Raw genomic sequence first — 22,741 nt, forward strand, 5'->3', positions numbered from 1 at the left:
GCCGCAAGATAATCCGGTACTGTTGTTCCATCCACCTTTACATAACTGGTAAATAACTTCTGCCCATCGTCCGATACGGCAATATCAAGCGGATAACCACTATTTTCTATAGATGTCTTCATCTCGTAGATCTCTTTACTGTCTTTATCATATGCATTGATATAATTCTCATTTTCGCCTGACAGGATCACAACATATACTCCCTGTGAGGCAATATCAATATTTGTAATATCATAATTCAGTGTCTGATTACTGACCTTTCCTGATTTATTAAATACATATACATCTCGTCCGTTCATATCGGCCACAGCCGCATAATCTCCATTTACAACAGCTTGAGGCATCTTCATTGCATAGCTACAGTCCCAGACGGTATTTCCGGTGGCATCAATATATGCCACACCATCTTTGGTCACTTTTAATACATTATCACTGAACATGATGTAATCTGCAATATTATCTCCATTCGTTTCTACAGACGACACTACATTATATCCCTGATATTCTCTTGTGTTAATATATCTTCTCACAGATACAATCACAACCGCTGCAATTAAGATCACCAATATCACAATAAGGACTTTTACCCTTGCGGAAATTCCCGGTGTTACCTCTATTACATTGCTGTTCTCATCATCTATCTGTTCTCTCTTCGCCGTCCGTTTTGTCTTTACATGTGCGAAAAACTTTCTGCGGTTCTTTTTTTCTTCTATTTCCTTTGCCATATGTTACCTCTGTCACTTTATGGAATTTTCTTTCGTGGATAGTATAACATCTTTAGTTTACAGATGGAATAGCTATTTTTTCTCCCGGATAGATAGTATCTCCTTCTTTTATTCCGTTGGCATTCATCAATGCATCTACATAATTGGGAGACTTGTACATTTTTAATGATATACTCATAAGCGTATCTCCTTCTTCAATTGTATAATACTCAACGGCTTCATTGGACATTGTTTCCTGTGTAGATACCTCTTCTGTTCCTGCACTCGTGGTTTCTACGGTATTCTGCCCCATTTCCTCATTCTTCGTTCCACTACTGTCTTTTTCTGTATTTTCATCTTTTGTCTCGATTTCAGAAGATACTGTCGAAGCAGCTTCTCTTCCATCTTCGGCATTCTCCTGCCCGACATCTTTTGTATAGACTGTCTGTTCCGTATTGCTGTTTGAAAATACCTGTACATCTGAATCATCATTTTGCAATTCCATCTTTCGTATCGTTGACTCTATATCTTTCATCTTATCATAGTTCCCCGATACAACAACTCCCATCGATAATGCAAATACAGCTGCAAAAGACGCAACTGCATATTTTACATAAGACTTACTTTTCTGATTTTTTTCTTTCTTTTGGGATTCGCCTCGCATTGTCTGAAAATTCTTTACAAGCTCTGCATCTTTTCGCAGTGTCGCCTGATCCTTGTCCTCCGTCGTCATGTTTTTGCGGCTGATAATATAATTCTGCATAGCTTCATTTCGAACATAATATATATAATATCCCCGTTGCCGCATCAAGTGATTTTTCTCACACACATAAAAAGCATCATCACATTCTAAGGAATCCATGACAAACAACACCTTATCCCTTCCCCTGAAATTCTCCAGATGCAGTCTTGTGATTTTTTCATTGATATCTGTGGAAAATCCCATGCGCGAAAGAAACCATCCGACAACTGACAGATTTTCAAAATATTTGTTGATCTCCGCATAAAGCCCGCTCCAAATATGATCATCAAATTTGATCTGATCCACATCAAATTCCAGATTCTGTGCCTCTACCGCTCCACTGATAAATAACGTCTCCGTATCACCATCTTTAAAGTACTCTCCAAGCAGGATAGCTCCCCGAGAGGTCGTATTACCCGGCTCTGCGATCTTACGCAGGAATGTCATTACATAATCTTCTATGTATATTTTCTTCTTATCCGGAGCATTTCCTATCTGTCTGATATTTTTCGGCATTTTGTAATGTATTTCATTTTTTCCGTTTTTCTCCGCTGTAGTCTTGTCATACACGATCTCTATCATGATTACACTCCCCCATAATTATTATTGGCTCCGGCCCATTCCGAAAGCACTCTTTTTAGATTTGTTCTGATAATAGCATTTGGGAAAGTCTGTACTTATCAAATTTTGTCAACATATATGGCAATCTATATTTTTTCTTTTTGAGTATTTCGACATTTTATTTTTCGGTTTTGTGTAAACTTTATCAATCCGGGTAATACTTTATAGTAAGATATACTTTTGGGAAGGTGTTTATGAATATCAGTAAGAAAGTAAAAAAACGGAAAACCGAATACTTCAATCCGGCCCGAAGCCATACCTGTCACGAGCTAGGTAACCGGATCGTAGAATTAATCCATGATATGGAAGGTTATGGCAAGGATATAATCGTAATCTGCATCGGAACAGACCGCGCTACCGGAGATGCACTCGGTCCTCTGGTCGGCGACTACATCCTTGCGCACGATACCGCCTATCAGGTTGCGGGAACACTGGAATATCCGGTTCATGCACTTAATATCCGTGATACGATCGACCATATCTACGAAGATTTTGACGATCCTTTTGTAATCGCCGTAGATGCATCTCTTGGCATGTCCAAAGATATGGGAATGGTTACGATCACGAACTCCCACCTGTTTCCGGGAAAAGGTGTAAACAAAAAACTTCCGGCAATAGGCGATATGTCTATTACCGGAATCGTTAATCTCTCCGGGAATGCCGGAGCAAGTCTACTCCAGAATACCCGATTATATACAGTTAAACAGATGGCCGAATACATTGGAAGAGCACTCGTCTATGCCGATCATCATCTGTCATCTCCTTTATAAACTTTGATAGCCTCAGCTACTGTACTTGCTGATCCTTCTTCCATGATTGAGATCAGATCAGATAATTTTTCTTCTGTACAAAAGTCCTTTCCGAGATATGTTTCATATTTGTTCGTGATCATAAGCTCATATTCGGATATCTTCTTCTGCGTATCACCGAAATCATTTTCCAGTGTATCACGTTCGGATTTCAATCGATCCATTTTCTCTTTTCTGCGTCCGGTGATCTCATCCGTAATCAATTGTTTGGTTTCTTTCTCGAAGGTACGAAGCGCATCCAGTTTTTCATCACTGATCACTCCACCCGCATCTTCTAACTCCTGAATCTTTTTATCATATTTACCCAGTCTGTAAATGCTCTCATCCTTATCCTTTGCAATTGAATTCTTGATTGCTTTTACAGCCTTCTCATTGGCTATGATCTTATCGCGGGTTCTTCTTCCCTCCCGGATCAAATCTCTATGTTTCACCTTTGTCAGGTTAAATACAATGAAATAAATAATAAACTCAGTAATTATGATCAGTGCTGCAATCAGCACGCACATTGCAGTATGGTTTCCTGTCTTGAACTTTGTATTCATTAAAATCGCAATCACTGCCGCCGGAATTCCTCCGCATGCAACCAAAAGGATTACAAGCAACTCAAGAAATTCACTCATGCCTTTGGGGGAAAACAGGCAATAATACATCTTCGTATTACAAAAGGCCGGAACATGATTCTTTTTGAATAAAGTCTTGATAGCCGCATTCAGCTGACGATTCTCCTCCCGGATATCTGCCGTCTCCTTATTGATCCGATCTTCCATTCTCTGGCTTTTCTTTTTATCCTTCTTCGTCTGCACCTGACGGATCTTAGAATTATTTACATCGATCTGTCTGTCATAGCTTGCAGCGATCTGTTCTTTTCTTTTTTTTAATGTGGCACTGATCTCATCACCGGTTGCCCGTTCTTCCCGGACGATAGCCCGTTTATTCTTCTTCTGGAGCAGCTTGATCTCCTCCAGCTTATCTTTTAAATCTTCTAATTCGGAGATTGTATCACGCGCTTCGATCAGGTATTCCTGGTCTTCATCATATACGTTATCCGCAGCCATAGCTTTCCTCCTGTCTGTAAATGTGCGCACAAAAGCCTACACTTATATTTATTTTAACAAATAACACCTTATTAAACAACCCGAAGTTTTTTTCTATGTTTTTTCTGAAATCTGTCACACTTTTTTCAAACAAAATTAAGAGAATGTAAATTGCAAACCCTGTCGACATCTTCTATAATAGATACAGGCACGAATAATAAACCATTGCCGCTGATCACCAATAATACAAAGTTATATTTTACATAAAGGAGGATTTTCCCTGACCTATGAATATTTTATTTTTTCTGACTCCTAAGAGCGAGGTTGCATTTATAGAAAGCACATTTACTTTAAGACAGATTCTTGAAAAGATGGAGATCCATCGATATTCAGCAATCCCGATTCTGTCGGGTAACGGCGAATATGTCGGAACAATCACCGAGGGTGATATCCTCTGGTTCTGCAAGAAAAACGGATTGAACCATCTGTCCGAATCCGAAGATATCCGTTTGTCCGACATTCCGAAAAAATTCGAATATGCTTCCGTATCAATCAACTCAAATATGGAAGATCTGATCGCCCGTGCGATGGCACAGAACTTCGTTCCTGTAGTAGACGACCACAACAAATTCATCGGTATCGTAACCCGAAAAGATATCATCGGCTACTGCTATAAAAAGCTGAGCCAAACTTCATAATTTTTTCAAAAGCACTAAAATAAAAAGCCATCCAACCGATACTATTATTGTACCGGCTGAATGGCTTTTTATTTATTATAACACGCCTGTTCTGTTGATTGCTGAGATTAAAGCATATACAGATGCATCAATAATATCATCCTTAATGCCTGCACCCCAGGTAACTGTTCCGTCTTTTCCTTCCAGACCTACATAAGCGACTGCCTGTGAGTTAGAGCCTACCTGTAATGCATGCTCCTCATAGCAGATGATCTTGAAGTCAATGTCAAAATGCTTCTTAATTGCATTACTGACAGCATCCAGACGACCATTTCCTTTACCATGATATACTTTCTTTTCGCCATATTTCATGATCGTGATCTCAGTTGAGATTCCATCTCCCTGAACGAAATGACACTCCAACATCCGAACAGGATTTTCTATATTGACATATGTACTCTGGAAAATATCCAAAACTTCGGTAGCGGATAATTCCTTATGTGCCTTATCAGATACATCTTTAACTGTATAACCAAGATCCTCACGGAATTTTGGTGGAAGGTCAAAACCGTACTTGGACTGGAGAATATAACCGATACCTCCCTTTCCTGACTGGCTGTTGATACGGATAACATCTCCATCATATTTTCTTCCGATATCCTCCGGATTCAGTGGAAGATATGGTACTGTCCACATACCATCTCCCTGATCCTTTCTGTACTTCATACCCTTTGCTATCGCATCCTGATGAGAACCTGAAAATGCTGCAAAGACTAATTTTCCCGTATACGGAGAACGCTCATATACATGCATATTTGTTACGCGTTCATATAATTCTGTCAGCTTTGGAATATCAGACAGATCAAGTTCAGGATCTACTCCATGTGTGAACATATTCATCGCAAGTGTGATGATATCTACATTACCGGTTCTCTCACCATTTCCAAATAAAGTTCCTTCGATTCTGTCTGCACCTGCAAGAATACCAAGCTCTGCATCTGCTACGCCACATCCACGGTCATTATGCGGATGTAAGGACAGGATAACATTTTCTCTGTCAATCAAATGTTCACTCATGTACTCAATCTGGCTTGCATACACATGCGGAAGTGACATTTCTACAGTTGCAGGAAGGTTAATAATAACCTTACGATCCGGAGTAGGCTTCCATTCTTTGATAACTGCATTACATACGTCCAATGCATAGTCAATCTCTGTTCCGGTAAAGCTCTCCGGTGAATACTCAAACGGATAATTTACTCCGTGCTCTTCTGCCATCTGGTTCAACAATTTTGCCCCATCAACCGCAAGCTGTAAGATCTCTTCTTTTGATTTCTTAAATACCTGTGTTCTCTGTGCATAGGATGTCGAATTATACAGGTGAACGATCGCATGCTTTGCGCCGTCAATTGCTTCAAATGTTTTCTTAATGATATGCGGTCTTGCCTGGGTCAGCACCTGAATGGTTACATCATCCGGTATCATATTCTTCTCAATCAAGGTACGGCAGAACTCATATTCTGTTTCCGATGCTGCAGGGAAACCAATCTCGATCTCTTTGAAACCGATCCGTACAAGTTCTTTGAAGAACTCCAGTTTCTCATCCAGATTCATTGGAACGATCAGTGCCTGATTACCATCTCTTAAATCTACACTACACCAGATCGGTGCCTTATCAATATACTCTTTTTCTACCCATTTTACAGACTTTTCCGGTGGCATATAATAGCCTCTTTTGTAATGCTCAAAATTCTTCATGTTTAACCTCCTGTTTCTGTTTTCTGTATAAGCTCCTGTAACGGCTTTTGTTCTTCTATTCATATATTACATAAAATATGGCAATAAAAAAACCTACATCTCATCACCTATAGAGACGTAAGTTATACGCGATACCACTCTATTTCATACATGTTGTATGCTCTCGTTACAGATACAGATATGAATCTCTTATATCCTCCTGCTATAATGGTCAGGCTCCATCCCATCCTACTTCCTTTCAGCGGGCTACTCTGAGGCGAGTTCAAATCTGTTCCACTGCTGTCTTACACCAACCGACAACTCTCTGAATGCTTCATAGATTCTACTATTCCTCTTCATCGTATTATCTGTATCGACTTTAACACAGTGTCTCGCTGTCTGTCAACCCCATTTTTGCAGAAAAAATATGCACGCGGTAACTGTTCTTCCTGTACCCGCGTGCAAAGGATTGTCATTCCTACCATACAATATGACGTTTGTTCTTCAAGAGACAACCGCCCGATGCGATCATCAATATACCGGATGCAAGTCCAAGCACCAGAACGACTACGCCTAATGCAATATTTATTGCGCCTGAAGTTTTCATTGTCTTATATGCTTTCTCCATTTTCAGCACCCCTTCTGCAAAAATTTCATTTGAAAAGATGATACCACAAAGTCTCTCACCTGACAATGTTTCAGAGTAAAATTACGCCTTAAAATTTACATTAAATATTGTTTATGTTACACTGTTTTTAAACGAACACATAGGACGCTCTTTTCATTTTCAAAATGCACCATGTCGTCCCGAAATGAAAAACGTATCCTTTACACTATAGATAAGGAGTCTGAATTATGCCAGCTATTTCAAATGACTGGGCTCCGGAACTGAAGCCCGAATATAAAAAAGAATATTATAAAGAACTGTTTAATTTTGTCGGACATGAATATGCCACAAGAGAAATCTTTCCACCTGCCGATGATATATTCAATGCATTTCATCTGACGCCATTGTCAAAAGTCAAATGTGTCATTATCGGTCAGGATCCCTACCATAATGTAGGTCAGGCGCATGGCCTGAGCTTCAGTGTAAAGCCGGGAGTCGATATCCCGCCTTCTCTTGCCAATATTTATCAGGAGCTTCACGATGACCTTGGCTGCTATATTCCAAATAATGGTTATCTCGTTAAATGGGCGGAGCAGGGTGTCCTTATGTTAAATGCTGTTCTGACCGTACGGGCACATCAGGCGAATTCTCATCAAGGACATGGCTGGGAACAATTTACAGACGCCTGCATGGAGATCTTAAACCGTCAGGATCGCCCGATCGTATTCATCTTGTGGGGCTCGTATGCGCAAAGAAAAGCTTCGATGTTAAACAATCCGAACCATCTGATCTTAAAGGCTCCGCATCCAAGTCCGTTATCGGTCTATCGTGGATTCTGGGGAAGCAAGCCCTTCAGCAAAACAAACGACTTCCTGATCGAGCACGGTGTTGAACCGATCGACTGGCAGATTGAAAACATATGACAATAAATCTGCCAAGCAAATAAGCAACGTGTCTGTATAAAGACAACGTTGCTTATTTATTTGGCAGATAAACAGATATGAGTAAGAAGGTCGAATAGCCCGGAGTGCGAATAGCTGTACGATTTCGAAAGTCCGACGGACGGAAAAATCGGTATTATTGAATTGTCTCCCGCTTCTTATCCAGTTCTGCCTGAACAACAGCAAGCTGTTCGATAATTTTATCTTTTAACATAGATATCTCGGTAGCATAGTCCTCTCCGAGATTGTCTTTTACCTGCTCTAACCGGTCAAGGATATCGGTATAAGTCTGATTTACTTTTCTCTGGATCCATTTGCGATTGGATACAAAAAGGATAGTTCTTAGATTATGCAGTCTGTCTGCAAGCTTGATCATGACCACCTGTGCCGGAGCGTGGTCAAATAGACGTTTTGAATAGTCGGAGAAGGTCTCTCCTTCGAGTTTACTTAATAAATATACATGATCCCTGATATCCGTACCAAAGATCTGTTCAATATCTTCAAATGTACAGTCCGTATCTTCTACCGTATCATGCAGTAATGCAGCTACAAGTACAGTTTCATCCTCTACATGACATTCGTCTCTTAATATATGATAAACGCCAAGAATATGTTCATCATAATACGGCACTTTGCCATCTCTGCCAAGGCGCGTCTGTCCCTGATGACATCGCTTCGCAAATGCCATCGCAGTCTCAACACGATCTGCCTGACAACTGCCATCTTCTATATAAGAAACTGTTTCATCTCTGTCTGCTGTATTTGTAAAACCCTGCATGTTCTGCTCCATTCCATACCCTCGGGGCATTTTTTAGATATAACCGGACATGTACACCCGCACCTTGTGTCTGTTTCAGTATAACACAGCCGCACATATCTTTCCAGCGAATCTGTCATTTTATAGATACTTCATTTTTACATCTGCTGCGTTTTTCTGTTTTGTACTTTTCCATAATTTGTCTGTCTCCATGCTTGAATCCTACCAAAATTTCGCATATACTAGATTCTGCTTTACCGTAATATGCAACTATACAATGTTCCAACCTGTCTGTACAGGTTGCAGCAAGCGGACTCGAACGCACAATATATGTCATTGCACTATATTCGGTTGTTCTCGTATCACCAGATTCGCATCAGAACACACATTATATACATGGCATTGCCTGTTACGGTGAATGATACAAATTAAGAAAGAGGTTTCACGATTATGGATATTATTTTGAAGATCAGTCAGGAACTTATGTGCCGGCAGGAGCAGGTAGCCGCTGCCGTTAAACTGATAGATGAGGGAAACACTATCCCTTTTATTGCACGATACAGAAAAGAAGCTACCGGTTCTTTAAACGATGAGCAGCTTCGTACTCTGGATGAACGTCTTACTTATCTCAGAGGACTGGAAGAACGAAAAGAAAAGGTCATTGCTACGATTGAAGAACAAGGCATGCTGACCGACGAACTGAAGCAGTCCATTCTGGCTGCCGAAACTCTGGTAGCTGTCGAGGATCTGTACCGCCCATATAAGCCAAAGAGAAAAACTCGTGCCACGATCGCACAGAGCAAGGGACTTACAGGGCTTGCAAATATCATCTCCCTGCAAATGACAAATAAGCCGATCACGGAAGAAGCCCTCGCCTATGTATCAGAAGAAAAAGAAGTTCACTCCCCTGAAGAAGCAATTGCAGGAGCTATGGACATTATCGCAGAATCCATTTCGGATAATGCAGAATATCGAACCGAGATACGAAACCGAACAATGGATAAGGGAGTTCTTATAACTACCGCAAAAGATCCGGAAGCAGAATCCGTATATGAAATGTATTATGATTTCAGCACTCCCGTCCGCAAGATGACCGGATATCGTACACTCGCCATTAATCGTGGTGAAAAGGAAAAATTTCTCTCCGTTAAGATCGACGCACCGGTCGACGAGATCATCGGTTATCTGATCCGTGAAGTGGTTGTACGGGATAATCCGAATACAAATGACATCTTAAAAGACGCGATTGCCGACAGCTACGAACGTCTGATCGCTCCATCCATTGAACGTGATATCCGAAGCAGTCTGACCGAAGCTGCCGAAGATGGTGCGATCAAAGTATTCGGCAGTAATTTAAAACAGCTCTTAATGCAGCCACCGATCAACGGCCATGTCGTACTTGGCTGGGATCCTGCATTCCGTACCGGATGTAAGCTGGCAGTCGTTGATGCAACGGGAAAGGTACTCACTACGAAAGTCATCTACCCGACTGCTCCTCAGAATAAGGTGGAAGAATCAAAGAAGATCTTAAAGGATCTGATCAAAAAATATAACATCTCACTGATCTCTGTCGGGAACGGAACCGCTTCCCGTGAGTCCGAGGCGATCATTGCCGATCTTATCCATGAGCTGGATACAAAGGTTCAGTATGTAATCGTAAATGAAGCCGGAGCATCCGTCTACTCGGCAAGCAAGCTTGCAACAGAAGAATTTCCAAGCTTTGATGTCGGTCAGCGTAGCGCCGCTTCAATCGCAAGAAGACTTCAGGATCCGCTTGCCGAGCTGGTCAAGATCGATCCGAAAGCGATCGGTGTCGGTCAGTACCAGCACGATATGAACCAGAAGAAGCTGACAGAAGCGTTAGACGCTGTTGTCGAAGATTCTGTAAACCAGGTCGGCGTTGATTTAAACACAGCTTCTGCCCCTCTGATGGAGCATATCTCGGGTATTACAAAAACACTGGCAAAGAATATCATAGAATACCGTGAAGCAAACGGTCGCTTTACAAATAGAAAAGAACTGTTAAAGGTTGCAAAGCTTGGTCCGAAAGCCTTTGAACAGTGTGCCGGATTTATGAGGATCTCAGGTGGTACAAATCCGCTTGATGCTACCTCTGTCCATCCGGAAAGCTACGAGATTGCCGAAACACTGATCCGGCATCTCGGATATTCCATGGATGATCTTGCATCCGGTCAGTTAAAGGGTATCACAAAAGCCGCAGGCGATATCAAAGCACTCGCAAAAGAACTGGGCGTCGGAACCGTAACAGTTACCGACCTTGTAAAAGAGCTGGAAAAACCTGCAAGAGATCCTCGAAGTGAAATGCCACAGCCGATCCTGCGTGGGGACATCCTTGAAATGAAGGACTTAAAGGAAGGCATGATCTTAAAGGGCACAGTCCGTAATGTAATCGACTTCGGTGCATTTGTAGATATCGGTGTTCATCAGGACGGTCTGGTTCATATCTCTCAGATGTCGGATAAATTCATCAAGCACCCATTGGATGTTGTAAGTGTCGGTGATATCGTAACAGTTAAGGTTATGGGCGTGGATCTTGCAAAGAAACGAATCCAGCTCACTATGAAAGGGATTGAAGGGTAAGTCGTTTTATCAAACAGCAACTCTCTCTGAATGAATTTTTATATCTTTAACAATTCTATTTTTATATCAACATGCCGCAATTCATCAGCAAGCTTCATCATAGAATCTTGCCGGAATATGCGGCATGTTTAATGCATCCGCATTACGTATAATCCCTTAGGTTTTTCGTCATTTTGACGATAATCTTTCAGTACCGAAACAGCATATGTATATGGTATAATTTATATAAGCACATCAAGCGAATGATGTGTCGGAATTTAGGGTTATGGAGACCGTGTATACAGGTATAAAGTTTATCTTTTATATTCAGCCTTTAACCGGTGGACTACATCTTGTAAATGACACACTTCATTTTCTATTCGATGCATATGTCTTTTTCGTAAATACTCCTGTGCCAACTCGCCTTCGGCTCAAACAGGCACCCGTATTTACTGACAATATGCATCTCATTACGAAAGCCTCGTGTATGTCATATTACAAGATATAGTCCACCAGTCACAGGCTGAACATAAAAATAAATCAAATATAAACTGTGTATATCGGACAAAGAAAGGAGTTGAAGGTTATGAACAAAAAGATTATCAGTCTCATACTCATGTTTGTTATGATCGGGGAGCTCATGTTTACAAGCATGCCGGCAGCAAAAGCCAGTGGCTATCTTGAAATAAAGGCAACCGCTACATCGATGACCTCGGTAAAAATAACATGGAAAGCACAAAAAGGAGTTACTCAGTATAAAATCTATCGTGCCACAGAAAACAAAAACGGAAATGTCGGCAAATATAAGGTGGTAGCAACCATATCCGGCAAGAAAAAAAGTTACACCGACAAGAAATTAAAAACAGAGAAAACTTACAGCTACATGGTTCGTGGCTATAAGAATAAAAAATGTGTAATTAAAACCGGAGTTCCGGAATCTGCCTATACCGGACTGACATGTTCATTTGACGAATACCAGTTTGCAGAAGCCCCAAGAAGCCCAAAGTCGATCACGCTGAAATTATACAGTTCAGGTGGCGTACTTCCAACCGGATATGAAATCTACCGGAAAGAAATGGGAATCTCAGGTTACAAAAAAATCGCAACAACCAAAAAAAGTGTAACCAGCCTGAGCTATAAAGACAAAACCGTAAAAGCGGGTAAGACATATCGCTACAAGGTCAGAACTTATCTTAAGGTCGGCAAGAAGAAATATTACAGTGCTTTTACGGACTACGAACAGATATCTGCAACAAACCGAAGTGGTAAATATACGTTCAAATTTGACAACAGTGTAAAATGTGCTGATAACGAAACAGTATATAAGATTACCAGCAAAGCCTATAATGACACATTAAAATTATATGACAATGCTGTACTGACGATTGAGTTGGACGATGGTTCGACCATTGAAACAGGTGTTGATATCATTTCCTATCGCAAGGGTGATGGCACATGGAAGAAATACAAAAGCAACCAGAGTCTGACCCTTAAGGCAAACGAAACACTCCGGCTCAAGGTTCGGGCTACACAAGATGTAAAGATTAAGAATCTCAAAAATGTAGAGTCCTATGAACTGAATATGGATGTTACTTATGGAGGAATAAGCAGCTTCCTCTGGGCTTACCCTTATGCCGGTACAGCTAAGACTGTTATGAATTCAGAAGCGATCCATTAAATAACCGCATAATATAAAGTACCTCTGCTCCATGGTGGTTATATGATACAAGACAGAATTTCTGAAATGTATTGCATATGAAACTACTATGGAGTGGAGGTGTTTTTTTGCCGACATTTATGTTGATATTTTCTTGTTCAGTTCGATAAAATTATATGCTATACTTATTTCGTTCTGGTTAAACGAGGTGATCATGAGAAATATATTTTTTGTAGATAGTGAGAATGTCGGTGATTCCTGGATACAACTATTTGATTATCTGAATGACGATGACTGTATCCTTGTATTCTACACCGATAAATCTCCTAACATGTCCTATGCAAATGTTGTCGCATTGAAACAGTCCCCTTTTGAACCTGAGTTCATCCTCTGTGAAAACGGAACTGATAATGCCTTAGATTTTCAACTTGTAACCTACCTTGGTTCGTATACAGTTAAAAATCCGGACGACAACCTCATCATTGTTTCAAAAGATAAAGGTTTTGACAGCGTGGTACATTTCTGGACGGAACGCGGATACCATGTATGTCGCAAGGCTCCCTCCATTTTCCACACACTGGCAAATGAACTATCTGTGCAAAAGCCACTTCTTCCTGCAATTCCAGCTTTTGCTGCAGTACCGGAAAGTATTGATGATTCAGTAATAAAGGCAGAAAATCTAAAGCCGGACGTGATCGTAGAAGCCACTCCCGCTGCGAATCCTGTCAAAATTGCTGTTTCTGCTAAGATTGATAAACAGGCTGCTATTCCAGAAGCTGTATCTACGCCGCTGTATGATAAGGAACAGGTCGATACATTACTTTCCTGTGTCGGGAAAAGTAATCTATCCGCCATCCACAACATACTTATATCAATCTACGGTCAGGAAAAAGGAAGTTATATTTATGGTATAGTAAAAAGTTCATCCTACGAGATACCAAAGGTCAACTGGCAAAAGAAAACAAAATACCGAAAATTCTTATCGATTGTTTACTCTAATGCCGGTATTGCTCTCATTGATGATTTCTATAAAAAACTATACCCGCATAAAGCAAACCTTCGGGAAATTCACAACCTCTTCGTGACCAAGTATGGTCAGGAAAAGGGTACCGAATACTATCGCTACTATAAATCGCATGCAGAATTTCTGCAGAAGACATTCTAGCATGTAATAAAAAGGAACCAGAACAAAGCTCTCCCCACCACAGAAGCTGAATCGCATATAGGGGATGTGGTAAGTAAGGCTGTGGTGGGGGGGAGGATGTACATGTGCCACTTTTCGGTCTCAATGTTACATTTATATTTGTATCTATATGGTCTTATTAAATTCTCATATAATTTATAACTGCATATATCTATATAGCTTACTTCTTGTTCTTTTATGGTTGTATAGCAAATCAGTCTGGGATTCTCCTTTATATAGCACTGCTTCTCAAAATCCCATTCACATATAAACACCTTTTCAAATGGTGATTTCTCTATAACCCTAAGAAAATAATCCGTAACACCGTTTCTTTCTTTTGTTTTTAACAGATGTTCCATACAATCAAATTCATCATCTAAAACAAATATAAACAAGTCCGTATCCCCTTTAGGATGTAATTTTTCCTTTTTCTTTATTCCCGCAATAATATTATCTATATCAGCTTCTATCACTGGTATATCCGATTTAAATTCTGAGGGCTGCCCATCTTTGTAATTAAAACTTTTCGCAAGAAGTCGTTTATCTTTATCGAATTGACATTTTCCTTCTTCTGTAAATGAACCATCGATATTTCTTTCATAATCCAATGCAATAAAACGCATTTGCGCTTCACTTATTTCCTGTAATTTCTCCGTTTTCTCTCTAATAGATAATCTATCAAATTGTGTTGGAGATTTTGCTATTTTATTATTATGTTGCGTATGTGTTACTTCTAAATAATTCCCTCCTTGAAATTTTAGATCAGGCATACTCTTACTTGAATTATCATCATAATATTGATTGTCAAATATATAGCCTTTTAATTGTAAAATCTCCTTCGCTTCCTGTTCTCCTTGTTTCATTTTATTTTTTCCCCTTTTATGTTAATTATATTTTCTTTGTTATCATTCCACACTATGTATCTATTAAAACTGATAATTGTTATTGTATTTACAGCTACGTTATAAATTCACATTCCACCATGTATCTATTAAAACCAGATTCGTTACCGCCCATAAATTCGTTTACAGAAAAAATTCACATTCCACCATGTATCTATTAAAACGGTATAAGTAAGAGTGCACTTAATAATATCGAAAAATTCACATTCCACCATGTATCTATTAAAACGGGAAAAGCTATCTGAAATATACAGAAATAAAGATAATTCACATTCCACCATGTATCTATTAAAACTATAAGATCGTTACAACCGTTTATAGTATCTTCAACATTCACATTCCACCATGTATCTATTAAAACGCTCACCGTTTTCATCGGTTCTGTATACCCATGTTCATTCACATTCCACCATGTATCTATTAAAACCCGAAGCAGAATACTTCAAGAACCTTCCATTCGGCATTCACATTCCACCATGTATCTATTAAAACTGTACTCTTTCACGTCTTCGCGTGCCAATAATTTGTATTCACATTCCACCATGTATCTATTAAAACCCATCGGAAAAAGCTTTACGGTTGCCAGAAACACATATTCACATTCCACCATGTATCTATTAAAACCACACCAACGCCGATCCACTAAAAAGGAGCAACGTATTCACATTCCACCATGTATCTATTAAAACTTAAGTGTATCCCGGCGGTATGTAAAAGCATTATCTAATTCACATTCCACCATGTATCTATTAAAACCAGATACAAGGTATCTGTGCGAACTGTGTGTAATATTCACATTCCACCATGTATCTATTAAAACTGCAAGACAGACGACAGTTACAGAAGTACGAATGCATTCACATTCCACCATGTATCTATTAAAACTTTTTATTCGATATAATCATAGATAAATAAACGAAATTCACATTCCACCATGTATCTATTAAAACCAGTGCTTTCCACCTGTCCGGTATTCGCAAGCGCATATTCACATTCCACCATGTATCTATTAAAACCCGACACTTTGAATTGAATCGAACATATAATGCAGCAATTCACATTCCACCATGTATCTATTAAAACCATATGGATAGATGTATGACATGTATATATATCTTATTCACATTCCACCATGTATCTATTAAAACAAGTTTTCTACCTGACAAGTCAATTTTAAATTCACATTCACATTCCACCATGTATCTATTAAAACCATAAACTCACTTGCCGTCTGTCCGATCAATGCCTTATTCACATTCCACCATGTATCTATTAAAACAAAGAGATCACCGGCGACAGAAATTTCATAATCTTGATTCACATTCCACCATGTATCTATTAAAACAAAAATGAGTGCATAGATGTAATGCTTGCAATGTTATTCACATTCCACCATGTATCTATTAAAACGGGATGAAAGAAAATATAGATAAATATAATTAAAAATTCACATTCCACCATGTATCTATTAAAACGGCTGTTCTACATTCATAAGCTGACGAGACGTCACAAAATTCACATTCCACCATGTATCTATTAAAACAATCGTTGCATTGATAACGTCAGGGATAACGCTGGTATTCACATTCCACCATGTATCTATTAAAACTCAAACGCTTCTTTTCTACACACTAATCGGTCATAATTCACATTCCACCATGTATCTATTAAAACAATTACTGTCTTTGCAAGTACTGTCAATTCATTGTAAATTCACATTCCACCATGTATCTATTAAAACGAATTACAACCGACGAAGAAGCCGGAGATTATTTGAATTCACATTCCACCATGTATCTATTAAAACCAATTCATTTAAGGTTTTGAATCCGCTGTCTTTTAAATTCACATTCCACCATGTATCTATTAAAACTATTGTCAACAAACGCTAAATAATAGGAGGTGCACAAATTCACATTCCACCATGTATCTATTAAAACGTTTCGCTCCGTTCCGCTTTAGTTGAATAACTGGAAACATTCACATTCCACCATGTATCTATTAAAACTGGAAAGCTGGGAACTGGTAACTGATTTACTGAAAGATTCACATTCCACCATGTATCTATTAAAACTGAACAGCTTCAGGAATGCGGCTATATCTGTAGCCTTATTCACATTCCACCATGTATCTATTAAAACTAAAATTCGGTGATTTTGTGTTAGATAATTTTGTTATTCACATTCCACCATGTATCTATTAAAACGCTAATTTCTGCATCGTGTCGGTGAGAATAAGAGTGATTCACATTCCACCATGTATCTATTAAAACGGGGTATGGCTTGGATCAACTTATCAATGATTCAGAAATTCACATTCCACCATGTATCTATTAAAACAAATATTTGTTATCCATGTTTCCCCCTTTACTTGAAATTCACATTCCACCATGTATCTATTAAAACGCTGTAGGCTTATTTTTCACATTTAAAAATCCTTAATTCACATTCCACCATGTATCTATTAAAACAGGTCAGAATTTTATGTGATTTTATTGCTAGTATTTTATTCACATTCCACCATGTATCTATTAAAACCCAATCTTGTATATACATAACATCATTATCACAATACATTCACATTCCACCATGTATCTATTAAAACAATGTCTGTGTAATCTCATAGTTTACTTTCTTTGTAATTCACATTCCACCATGTATCTATTAAAACACCATCGGCTGTTCCGGATCTAATTGAATCATATTATTCACATTCCACCATGTATCTATTAAAACGAGTTTAAACTTTATCCCGCCGCGTTAAAAATTCAATTCACATTCCACCATGTATCTATTAAAACCGGTCGCCGATTCACTTTCCGAACCTGTTCGCGTGTATTCACATTCCACCATGTATCTATTAAAACGACATCAAACGTATAGTATCTGACCGGTTTTGAAAATTCACATTCCACCATGTATCTATTAAAACTTGACTTGAAACAGTGCTGGGGGCTTGCCTTTGCGCATTCACATTCCACCATGTATCTATTAAAACGCGGATATTCATTAAATACCCAGTCAGTTCCATCAAATTCACATTCCACCATGTATCTATTAAAACCAAAATCTCCGATAACTGCTGAGCGGTTAGAATTGATTCACATTCCACCATGTATCTATTAAAACACTATCCGATGTGTGACTTGTACCAAATCCGCCATTATTCACATTCCACCATGTATCTATTAAAACCGTGTGTTTGTTCGACGAATGTTAGAATCATAATTGATTCACATTCCACCATGTATCTATTAAAACTCTGATCAAAGCGGATTTATTAGAAAAACAATAACGGATTCACATTCCACCATGTATCTATTAAAACATACTACAAAGATAAACGCTGCACAACAATAAATTATTCACATTCCACCATGTATCTATTAAAACCGGTGAATAACTACAACACAGCGCCAGAGGTAACAGCATTCACATTCCACCATGTATCTATTAAAACCGCACTATAAAAAAGCAATATTTTACAATGCTTTCACATCCTCTTTTTGTCGACCTTGCTTCAATAATCGGACTACACATTCTATTTTTAAATAGTATATTCCTTTTTTCTATATTTTTTCCCATTGTCGACCGGCGGCAGATTTTACAATATTTATGGTCGACAATTTCAAATAAAGAAACTGGCTTTGTCATCTTCCTTACCCCAGAACTCTTTATTCAACCATTTTTCCTGCCTGCTTTTAAATATAATAACGGAATCCAATTCATGATCAATATATTCATCCAGCTCCTGTTTCAGCTTCACAAGTTGTACTTTTGTGATATCTCCCTCAAAAACAGAATTTTGTATATGGGATAAATACCTTTTACAAATCTTAAAAATATGATTCCATCGTTTTTGTCCATTATTTTCTTTATTTATGTCATATACTAATACTACATACATATTTCACCACCATATTCTGAATCCTTCATATTCTTTTTCCCCAATCAGATGCTTGATCAGCTTGTATAACTCTAAACGCATCAGATACTGATATGTAACGGGGCGACCTAAATCTTTATGCATAATTGTCTGCTGTAATTTTTTCTCCAACTCCTGTGCAATCAATCTGGATGCATCCCTATTCAAGTGCAAATAATTCAGCTCCTTCGTAAAACTTTTTTCGGTTATCTGATTACGGTTTAATAATGAAAAAAGAAGTCGATCTCCTATCAACGGTTTGAAAATTTCTGCCACATCCAGACATAGAGAAAATCTTCTAACACCAGGTTCATGGAGATAACTTATCGTAGGATTCAATTGTGTATGATATACCTCACTAAGAACCTTTGAATAAATCAACGAATTAACAAAAGAAATCAACGAATTAATCATGTTATCAGGCGGATGCATAACTCTTTTATCAAACTCTATTTCCTGATCAATGATAACATTCCATGTAGCATAATAATGCCTTCTTATATTTCCCTCTATTCCCATTAGCTCTTGGATCGTTGATGTTTTTGGTAATTCTTTTCTCAACGAATCAATTTCTGACATATAGAAAGATACATCCTTGCCTCGTCCGTTATAATACCGGAGATTTCGGTAAATATTATCGGCAGCCGCTTCTATAAATTTTTTTGCAATGGTCAATCTCTTTCCATAATCTGTATAATGTTCAACCTGTTTTACCAATAATTGACCTGCCAGCAGCTTTTCTTTTGGATAAAAGCTACCTGTATAAAAATTATAATAATTGAAGAAATGTATCGGGATTCCATATTGAGAAATGTAACTCAAAAATGTTGTATTAAATGACATCTCTGACATGACATAAATATCATCAATTCGTTCAATCGGAATATCTCTTTTTTCTCCACCTGAAGATATAAATTGAAGTGTATTATCTTTTCTTTTTAAATCTCCACTATTGTAAATATAAAAACTTTGTCCCATTATCCCTCCATGTTAGATAAAACACAAATCATGATATGCGCACTTCCCACATATTTTTTGTTTTTCAAATGCTGGTGGTTGTTCCTGCATTTTTAACTTTTCTATATCTGCAATTATCTTCTGCAACTGTACTTCATCATCCTCTGACAGTTCTACAACAATATTTTTTTTGATCATAGGATAATCAATCTTTGCCGTTAAGCCCTTAACTCCACGTTGTTTCAAATAATATAGATAATATTTTACCTGCCAGATTCCTGCCTCTTCTATTGCTTTACTCTTTTTTATCTCATGTAATTCCTGATGCTCTTTTATAAAATCAATATTTATTACATTATCGATATTAATGTGTTTATCATCACGCCGGTAACTGTTCTCATCAAGTAGTTTACCCAACATAACATTTTCATTATCGGATTCCATGTTTATTTCATTTATGAAATACCATAATTTTCTTTTACACACAAAATAATAATAAATCATTACACCAGTAACTCGATTTTCCACAATTCCTCCTTATATAAAATTCCACTCATCATCATACTTCGTTAACGATAAGCCCATACCCCGTCCTGTCATTTCATCAAAATCATATAATAAGCATGTCCTGTGAATATCTAATCTGTCATTTATACAATTCAAATCCACACCATCTAATTTTCTCCGATCCGAATACAGATTCAGATTAAGAGTTATATCTGCCAGTTTTGCTTTCAATATCCTTCGTATATTACTGTCAACATATGGTGTATCTAAAACACTCGTTATTGCCTCTATCAGATACTGATTTTCCTGATATATTCTATCTGGAATTACTGTAATACTTTTTATTCCACGAAAATCCTCATCGATATCTTTCTTAGATGTATAATCTAACGGCTGCAACGATTTAAATTTAGCCAGATTTCTTTTTATCATTTGGAAGTATGCCGTATTCTTTAATGCGTCTACATCATAAACTTCATTCATATACTGAACTTTATCTTTTTCGGAAAAAAGCTTTCCATTATATGCCTCTAATAATTGTACAGATCTATCATATATATCACTGTCATATATTCCTTTTCCATTCTTCATACATCCTGAATAATTAACATAAATTAATACATTTGCATCGGTTATATCCTTTTTCCCTGCTCTATTACACCGTCCCATTCTTTGCAATAAGCTATCAGCCGTACACATCTCCGTATAAAGAACATCAAAATCAATATCAAGACTTGCTTCTACGATCTGTGTTGTTACCCATATACCTGTCATCTCATCATTACTGGAAAAATCCATTATCATCTTTTCCAACTGATCCCGATGTTTTCGAATATATCTGGAATGAAGCAGGAATACCTCATCTGTTCTTTGGGATAATTCTTCATATACCTTCTGTGCCTTTGATACTGTATTGCATATAACGAGAACTTTTTTCTTGTATCCATCTTCCGCAATTCTGTCAAAATCAAATTCTTCATGAAATAATGCGATCTTATGTCTGTCTGTTCCCATTGTAGCGGAAAAATCTATAAAAATATAATCTCTATCCTTTATCAACCGATATTTTCGCATAAAAAATTCTAAAACCGGCGGAAATGTTGCTGTTATGATTGCGAATTTTCCTTCCATTTGTTTTAGTTCTGACAAGCCGTAAATTAATGCTGCTACTATCTTAGGAGAATATGACTGAATCTCATCTATAATTAATTTTGAATATTTCAGTGTCGCTGCAAAAATCTCAGTGCCCGGGGCTTTATAAACAAATTTAAATAATTGATCTACCGTGCAGACAGTAAGCGGATACGAGAACAATTTTGCCTGCTCATATCTGGTATTCCCATCTGTAAATTGCCCATCTGTTCCATCAAAATAACTGCTTAGGCTATCAGAATGAAGCAATGCTACATCCTTATACATATACCTGTCCTTTATTCTGCTATATATGGCATTAGAAGAAACTTTTAACGGTAATGTATAAAAACCTTTCTCGCCATTTGCCCATAATAAAGCTGCCTCTGTTTTTCCTGATCCAGTAGGTGCTATAACTACAACATTATCATCACTATGTTCCTGCATAAAAACCTGCAACTCACGCAATGAATTTGAAAAGTAATCGCGAATCGTGCTGCATAATTTTTTCTCAGCAATGTCACTGTGTAATTCTGCTTCTTCATATCCTGCACTTACCGTCCAGTCAAACTTATTCAACAAGCCCTTTATCAACATATATTCACACCATGTTTGCTCATCTACACTTCTCAATTTCATTGTAGGATTATTCGAATACAACAGTTGATTACGATTTGCGGCAGAAAATTTCACATCTTCCTTTCCCAAATATTCCTGCAAATATTTTTTATACCATTTATCGTAATAGTCATAAAAATCCTTATCAGAAAAACTATCCTTCCGATCATGATGATAATAGACTGCTGTCAATAACACAGAAAAGTCATCGCCTGTACATTCTGGTATTTCCTGCTTAACCTGTTTCTCTGATAAACTAAGTGCACTAAGAAAACCATGTGGTATCTGCCTTTCAGCCATCCTTGTAAGTTGAGGATTGACAATTGTCTGGAAAATATAATTAGCTTTTCCAAGGTCATGCACTCGGCATGCCTCTAAAACCAGATTCTTTTCCTTTTCTGTAAAATACATATCAAAAATCTCAAAGAATTTTCCTGCACAGTTAACAATATCCTTCTCATGTTCTCTTAAAGTTTTTTGCTCCTGAACAGTTTGCTGTTTCAAAGAATCCAAGTAAGAAATGATCATCTTCGACTCATTTTCATTCAATTTATCCATCTGGCTGCCCAAAAGATAAATCAATATGTTTCTGATGTCATTTACATTTTTAACTTCCTTCTTGGTGTCATTTGACTTTGCATAATATTCCATAT

General features: G+C 37.9%; 17 protein-coding genes, 1 CRISPR repeat array and 1 other annotated feature (1 of these 19 running past the window's edge). Of the genes, 6 read left to right on the top strand and 11 right to left on the bottom strand.

The window, feature by feature from the left end:
- Together LK416_07700 and LK416_07705 are read right to left on the bottom strand one after the other, a co-directional pair.
- A protein-coding gene (locus LK416_07700; protein UEA73581.1) for a DUF5711 family protein crosses the window boundary here: on the bottom strand, positions 1-725 show its 5' portion. 553 nt of this gene lie to the left of the window's left edge; only the first 725 of its 1,278 coding nucleotides appear in the window; its start codon is at positions 723-725; its stop codon lies off the left edge, out of view.
- 52 nt (positions 726-777) lie between these two features.
- Positions 778-2,028: a LysM peptidoglycan-binding domain-containing protein gene (locus LK416_07705; GenBank protein ID UEA73582.1), complete on the bottom strand. Its 1,251-nt coding sequence runs from the start codon at positions 2,026-2,028 to the stop codon at positions 778-780.
- Positions 2,029-2,261: 233 nt separating this feature from the next.
- On the opposite strand from LK416_07705, the gene yyaC reads away from it, so the two are divergent.
- Complete coding sequence (gene yyaC, locus LK416_07710; GenBank protein UEA73583.1) at positions 2,262-2,837, top strand: spore protease YyaC; 576 nt, start codon at positions 2,262-2,264, stop codon at positions 2,835-2,837.
- On the opposite strand, the gene LK416_07715 is transcribed toward yyaC, so the two are convergent.
- Positions 2,816-3,931 carry a hypothetical protein gene (locus LK416_07715; GenBank protein UEA73584.1) on the bottom strand — a complete coding sequence of 372 codons (1,116 nt, stop codon included), beginning with the start codon at positions 3,929-3,931 and terminating at the stop codon, positions 2,816-2,818. The two genes, yyaC and LK416_07715, sit on opposite strands and share 22 nt — an antisense overlap.
- A 266-nt stretch (positions 3,932-4,197) precedes the next feature.
- Between LK416_07715 and LK416_07720 the strand changes: the two genes are divergently transcribed.
- Positions 4,198-4,608, top strand: coding sequence for a CBS domain-containing protein (locus LK416_07720; GenBank protein ID UEA73585.1), 411 nt, complete (start codon positions 4,198-4,200; stop codon positions 4,606-4,608).
- A 75-nt stretch (positions 4,609-4,683) separates the two neighbouring features.
- Here the strand turns inward: LK416_07720 and LK416_07725 are convergent, their stop codons facing one another.
- Positions 4,684-6,345: a 2-isopropylmalate synthase gene (locus LK416_07725; protein ID UEA73586.1), complete on the bottom strand. Its 1,662-nt coding sequence runs from the start codon at positions 6,343-6,345 to the stop codon at positions 4,684-4,686.
- A gap of 108 nt (positions 6,346-6,453) precedes the next feature.
- Positions 6,454-6,693 (bottom strand) — a binding site (T-box leader).
- Positions 6,694-6,802: 109 nt separating this feature from the next.
- A complete protein-coding gene (locus tag LK416_07730) occupies positions 6,803-6,952 on the bottom strand; it encodes a hypothetical protein (protein UEA73587.1) in 150 nt (49 codons plus the stop codon).
- A gap of 227 nt (positions 6,953-7,179) precedes the next feature.
- On the opposite strand from LK416_07730, the gene LK416_07735 reads away from it, so the two are divergent.
- Positions 7,180-7,854, top strand: a complete 675-nt coding sequence (locus LK416_07735; GenBank protein ID UEA73588.1) for a uracil-DNA glycosylase — start codon at positions 7,180-7,182, stop codon at positions 7,852-7,854.
- 154 nt (positions 7,855-8,008) lie between these two features.
- On the opposite strand, the gene LK416_07740 is transcribed toward LK416_07735, so the two are convergent.
- Positions 8,009-8,662 carry an HD domain-containing protein gene (locus tag LK416_07740; protein UEA73589.1) on the bottom strand — a complete coding sequence of 218 codons (654 nt, stop codon included), beginning with the start codon at positions 8,660-8,662 and terminating at the stop codon, positions 8,009-8,011.
- 417 nt (positions 8,663-9,079) lie between these two features.
- Here LK416_07740 and LK416_07745 point away from each other — a divergent pair, with 417 nt between their 5' ends.
- The 3 genes from LK416_07745 to LK416_07755 all read left to right on the top strand — a co-directional run bounded on the left by LK416_07745 (position 9,080) and on the right by LK416_07755 (position 14,031).
- On the top strand, positions 9,080-11,230 hold the full coding sequence (locus tag LK416_07745) for an RNA-binding transcriptional accessory protein (protein ID UEA73590.1): 2,151 nt from the start codon (positions 9,080-9,082) through the stop codon (positions 11,228-11,230).
- Positions 11,231-11,795: 565 nt separating this feature from the next.
- A complete protein-coding gene (locus LK416_07750; GenBank protein UEA73591.1) occupies positions 11,796-12,887 on the top strand; it encodes a fibronectin type III domain-containing protein in 1,092 nt (363 codons plus the stop codon).
- Between the two features lie 193 nt (positions 12,888-13,080).
- Entirely contained in the window at positions 13,081-14,031 is a 951-nt protein-coding gene (locus tag LK416_07755; protein UEA73592.1) for a PIN domain-containing protein, read from the top strand.
- Here the strand turns inward: LK416_07755 and LK416_07760 are convergent.
- The 5 genes from LK416_07760 to LK416_07780 form a co-directional block, all read right to left on the bottom strand.
- Positions 14,028-14,912, bottom strand: coding sequence for a hypothetical protein (locus LK416_07760; protein UEA73593.1), 885 nt, complete (start codon positions 14,910-14,912; stop codon positions 14,028-14,030). The two genes, LK416_07755 and LK416_07760, sit on opposite strands and share 4 nt — an antisense overlap.
- 40 nt (positions 14,913-14,952) lie before the next feature.
- A CRISPR array of direct repeats spans positions 14,953-18,410; the repeat unit is 30 nt; unit sequence ATTCACATTCCACCATGTATCTATTAAAAC.
- Between the two features lie 168 nt (positions 18,411-18,578).
- Entirely contained in the window at positions 18,579-18,857 is a 279-nt protein-coding gene (gene cas2, locus LK416_07765; protein UEA73594.1) for a CRISPR-associated endonuclease Cas2, read from the bottom strand.
- A gap of 3 nt (positions 18,858-18,860) precedes the next feature.
- Positions 18,861-19,853: a type I-B CRISPR-associated endonuclease Cas1b gene (gene cas1b / locus LK416_07770; GenBank protein ID UEA73595.1), complete on the bottom strand. Its 993-nt coding sequence runs from the start codon at positions 19,851-19,853 to the stop codon at positions 18,861-18,863.
- Between the two features lie 12 nt (positions 19,854-19,865).
- Positions 19,866-20,360: a CRISPR-associated protein Cas4 gene (locus LK416_07775; GenBank protein UEA73596.1), complete on the bottom strand. Its 495-nt coding sequence runs from the start codon at positions 20,358-20,360 to the stop codon at positions 19,866-19,868.
- 9 nt (positions 20,361-20,369) lie between these two features.
- Positions 20,370-22,739, bottom strand: a complete 2,370-nt coding sequence (locus LK416_07780; protein UEA73597.1) for a CRISPR-associated helicase/endonuclease Cas3 — start codon at positions 22,737-22,739, stop codon at positions 20,370-20,372.
- Between the last annotated feature and the right edge of the window lie 2 nt (positions 22,740-22,741).

The organism is Lachnospiraceae bacterium GAM79, assembly GCA_020735665.1.
In the GTDB taxonomy this organism is placed as follows: Bacteria; Bacillota; Clostridia; order Lachnospirales; family Lachnospiraceae; genus Coprococcus.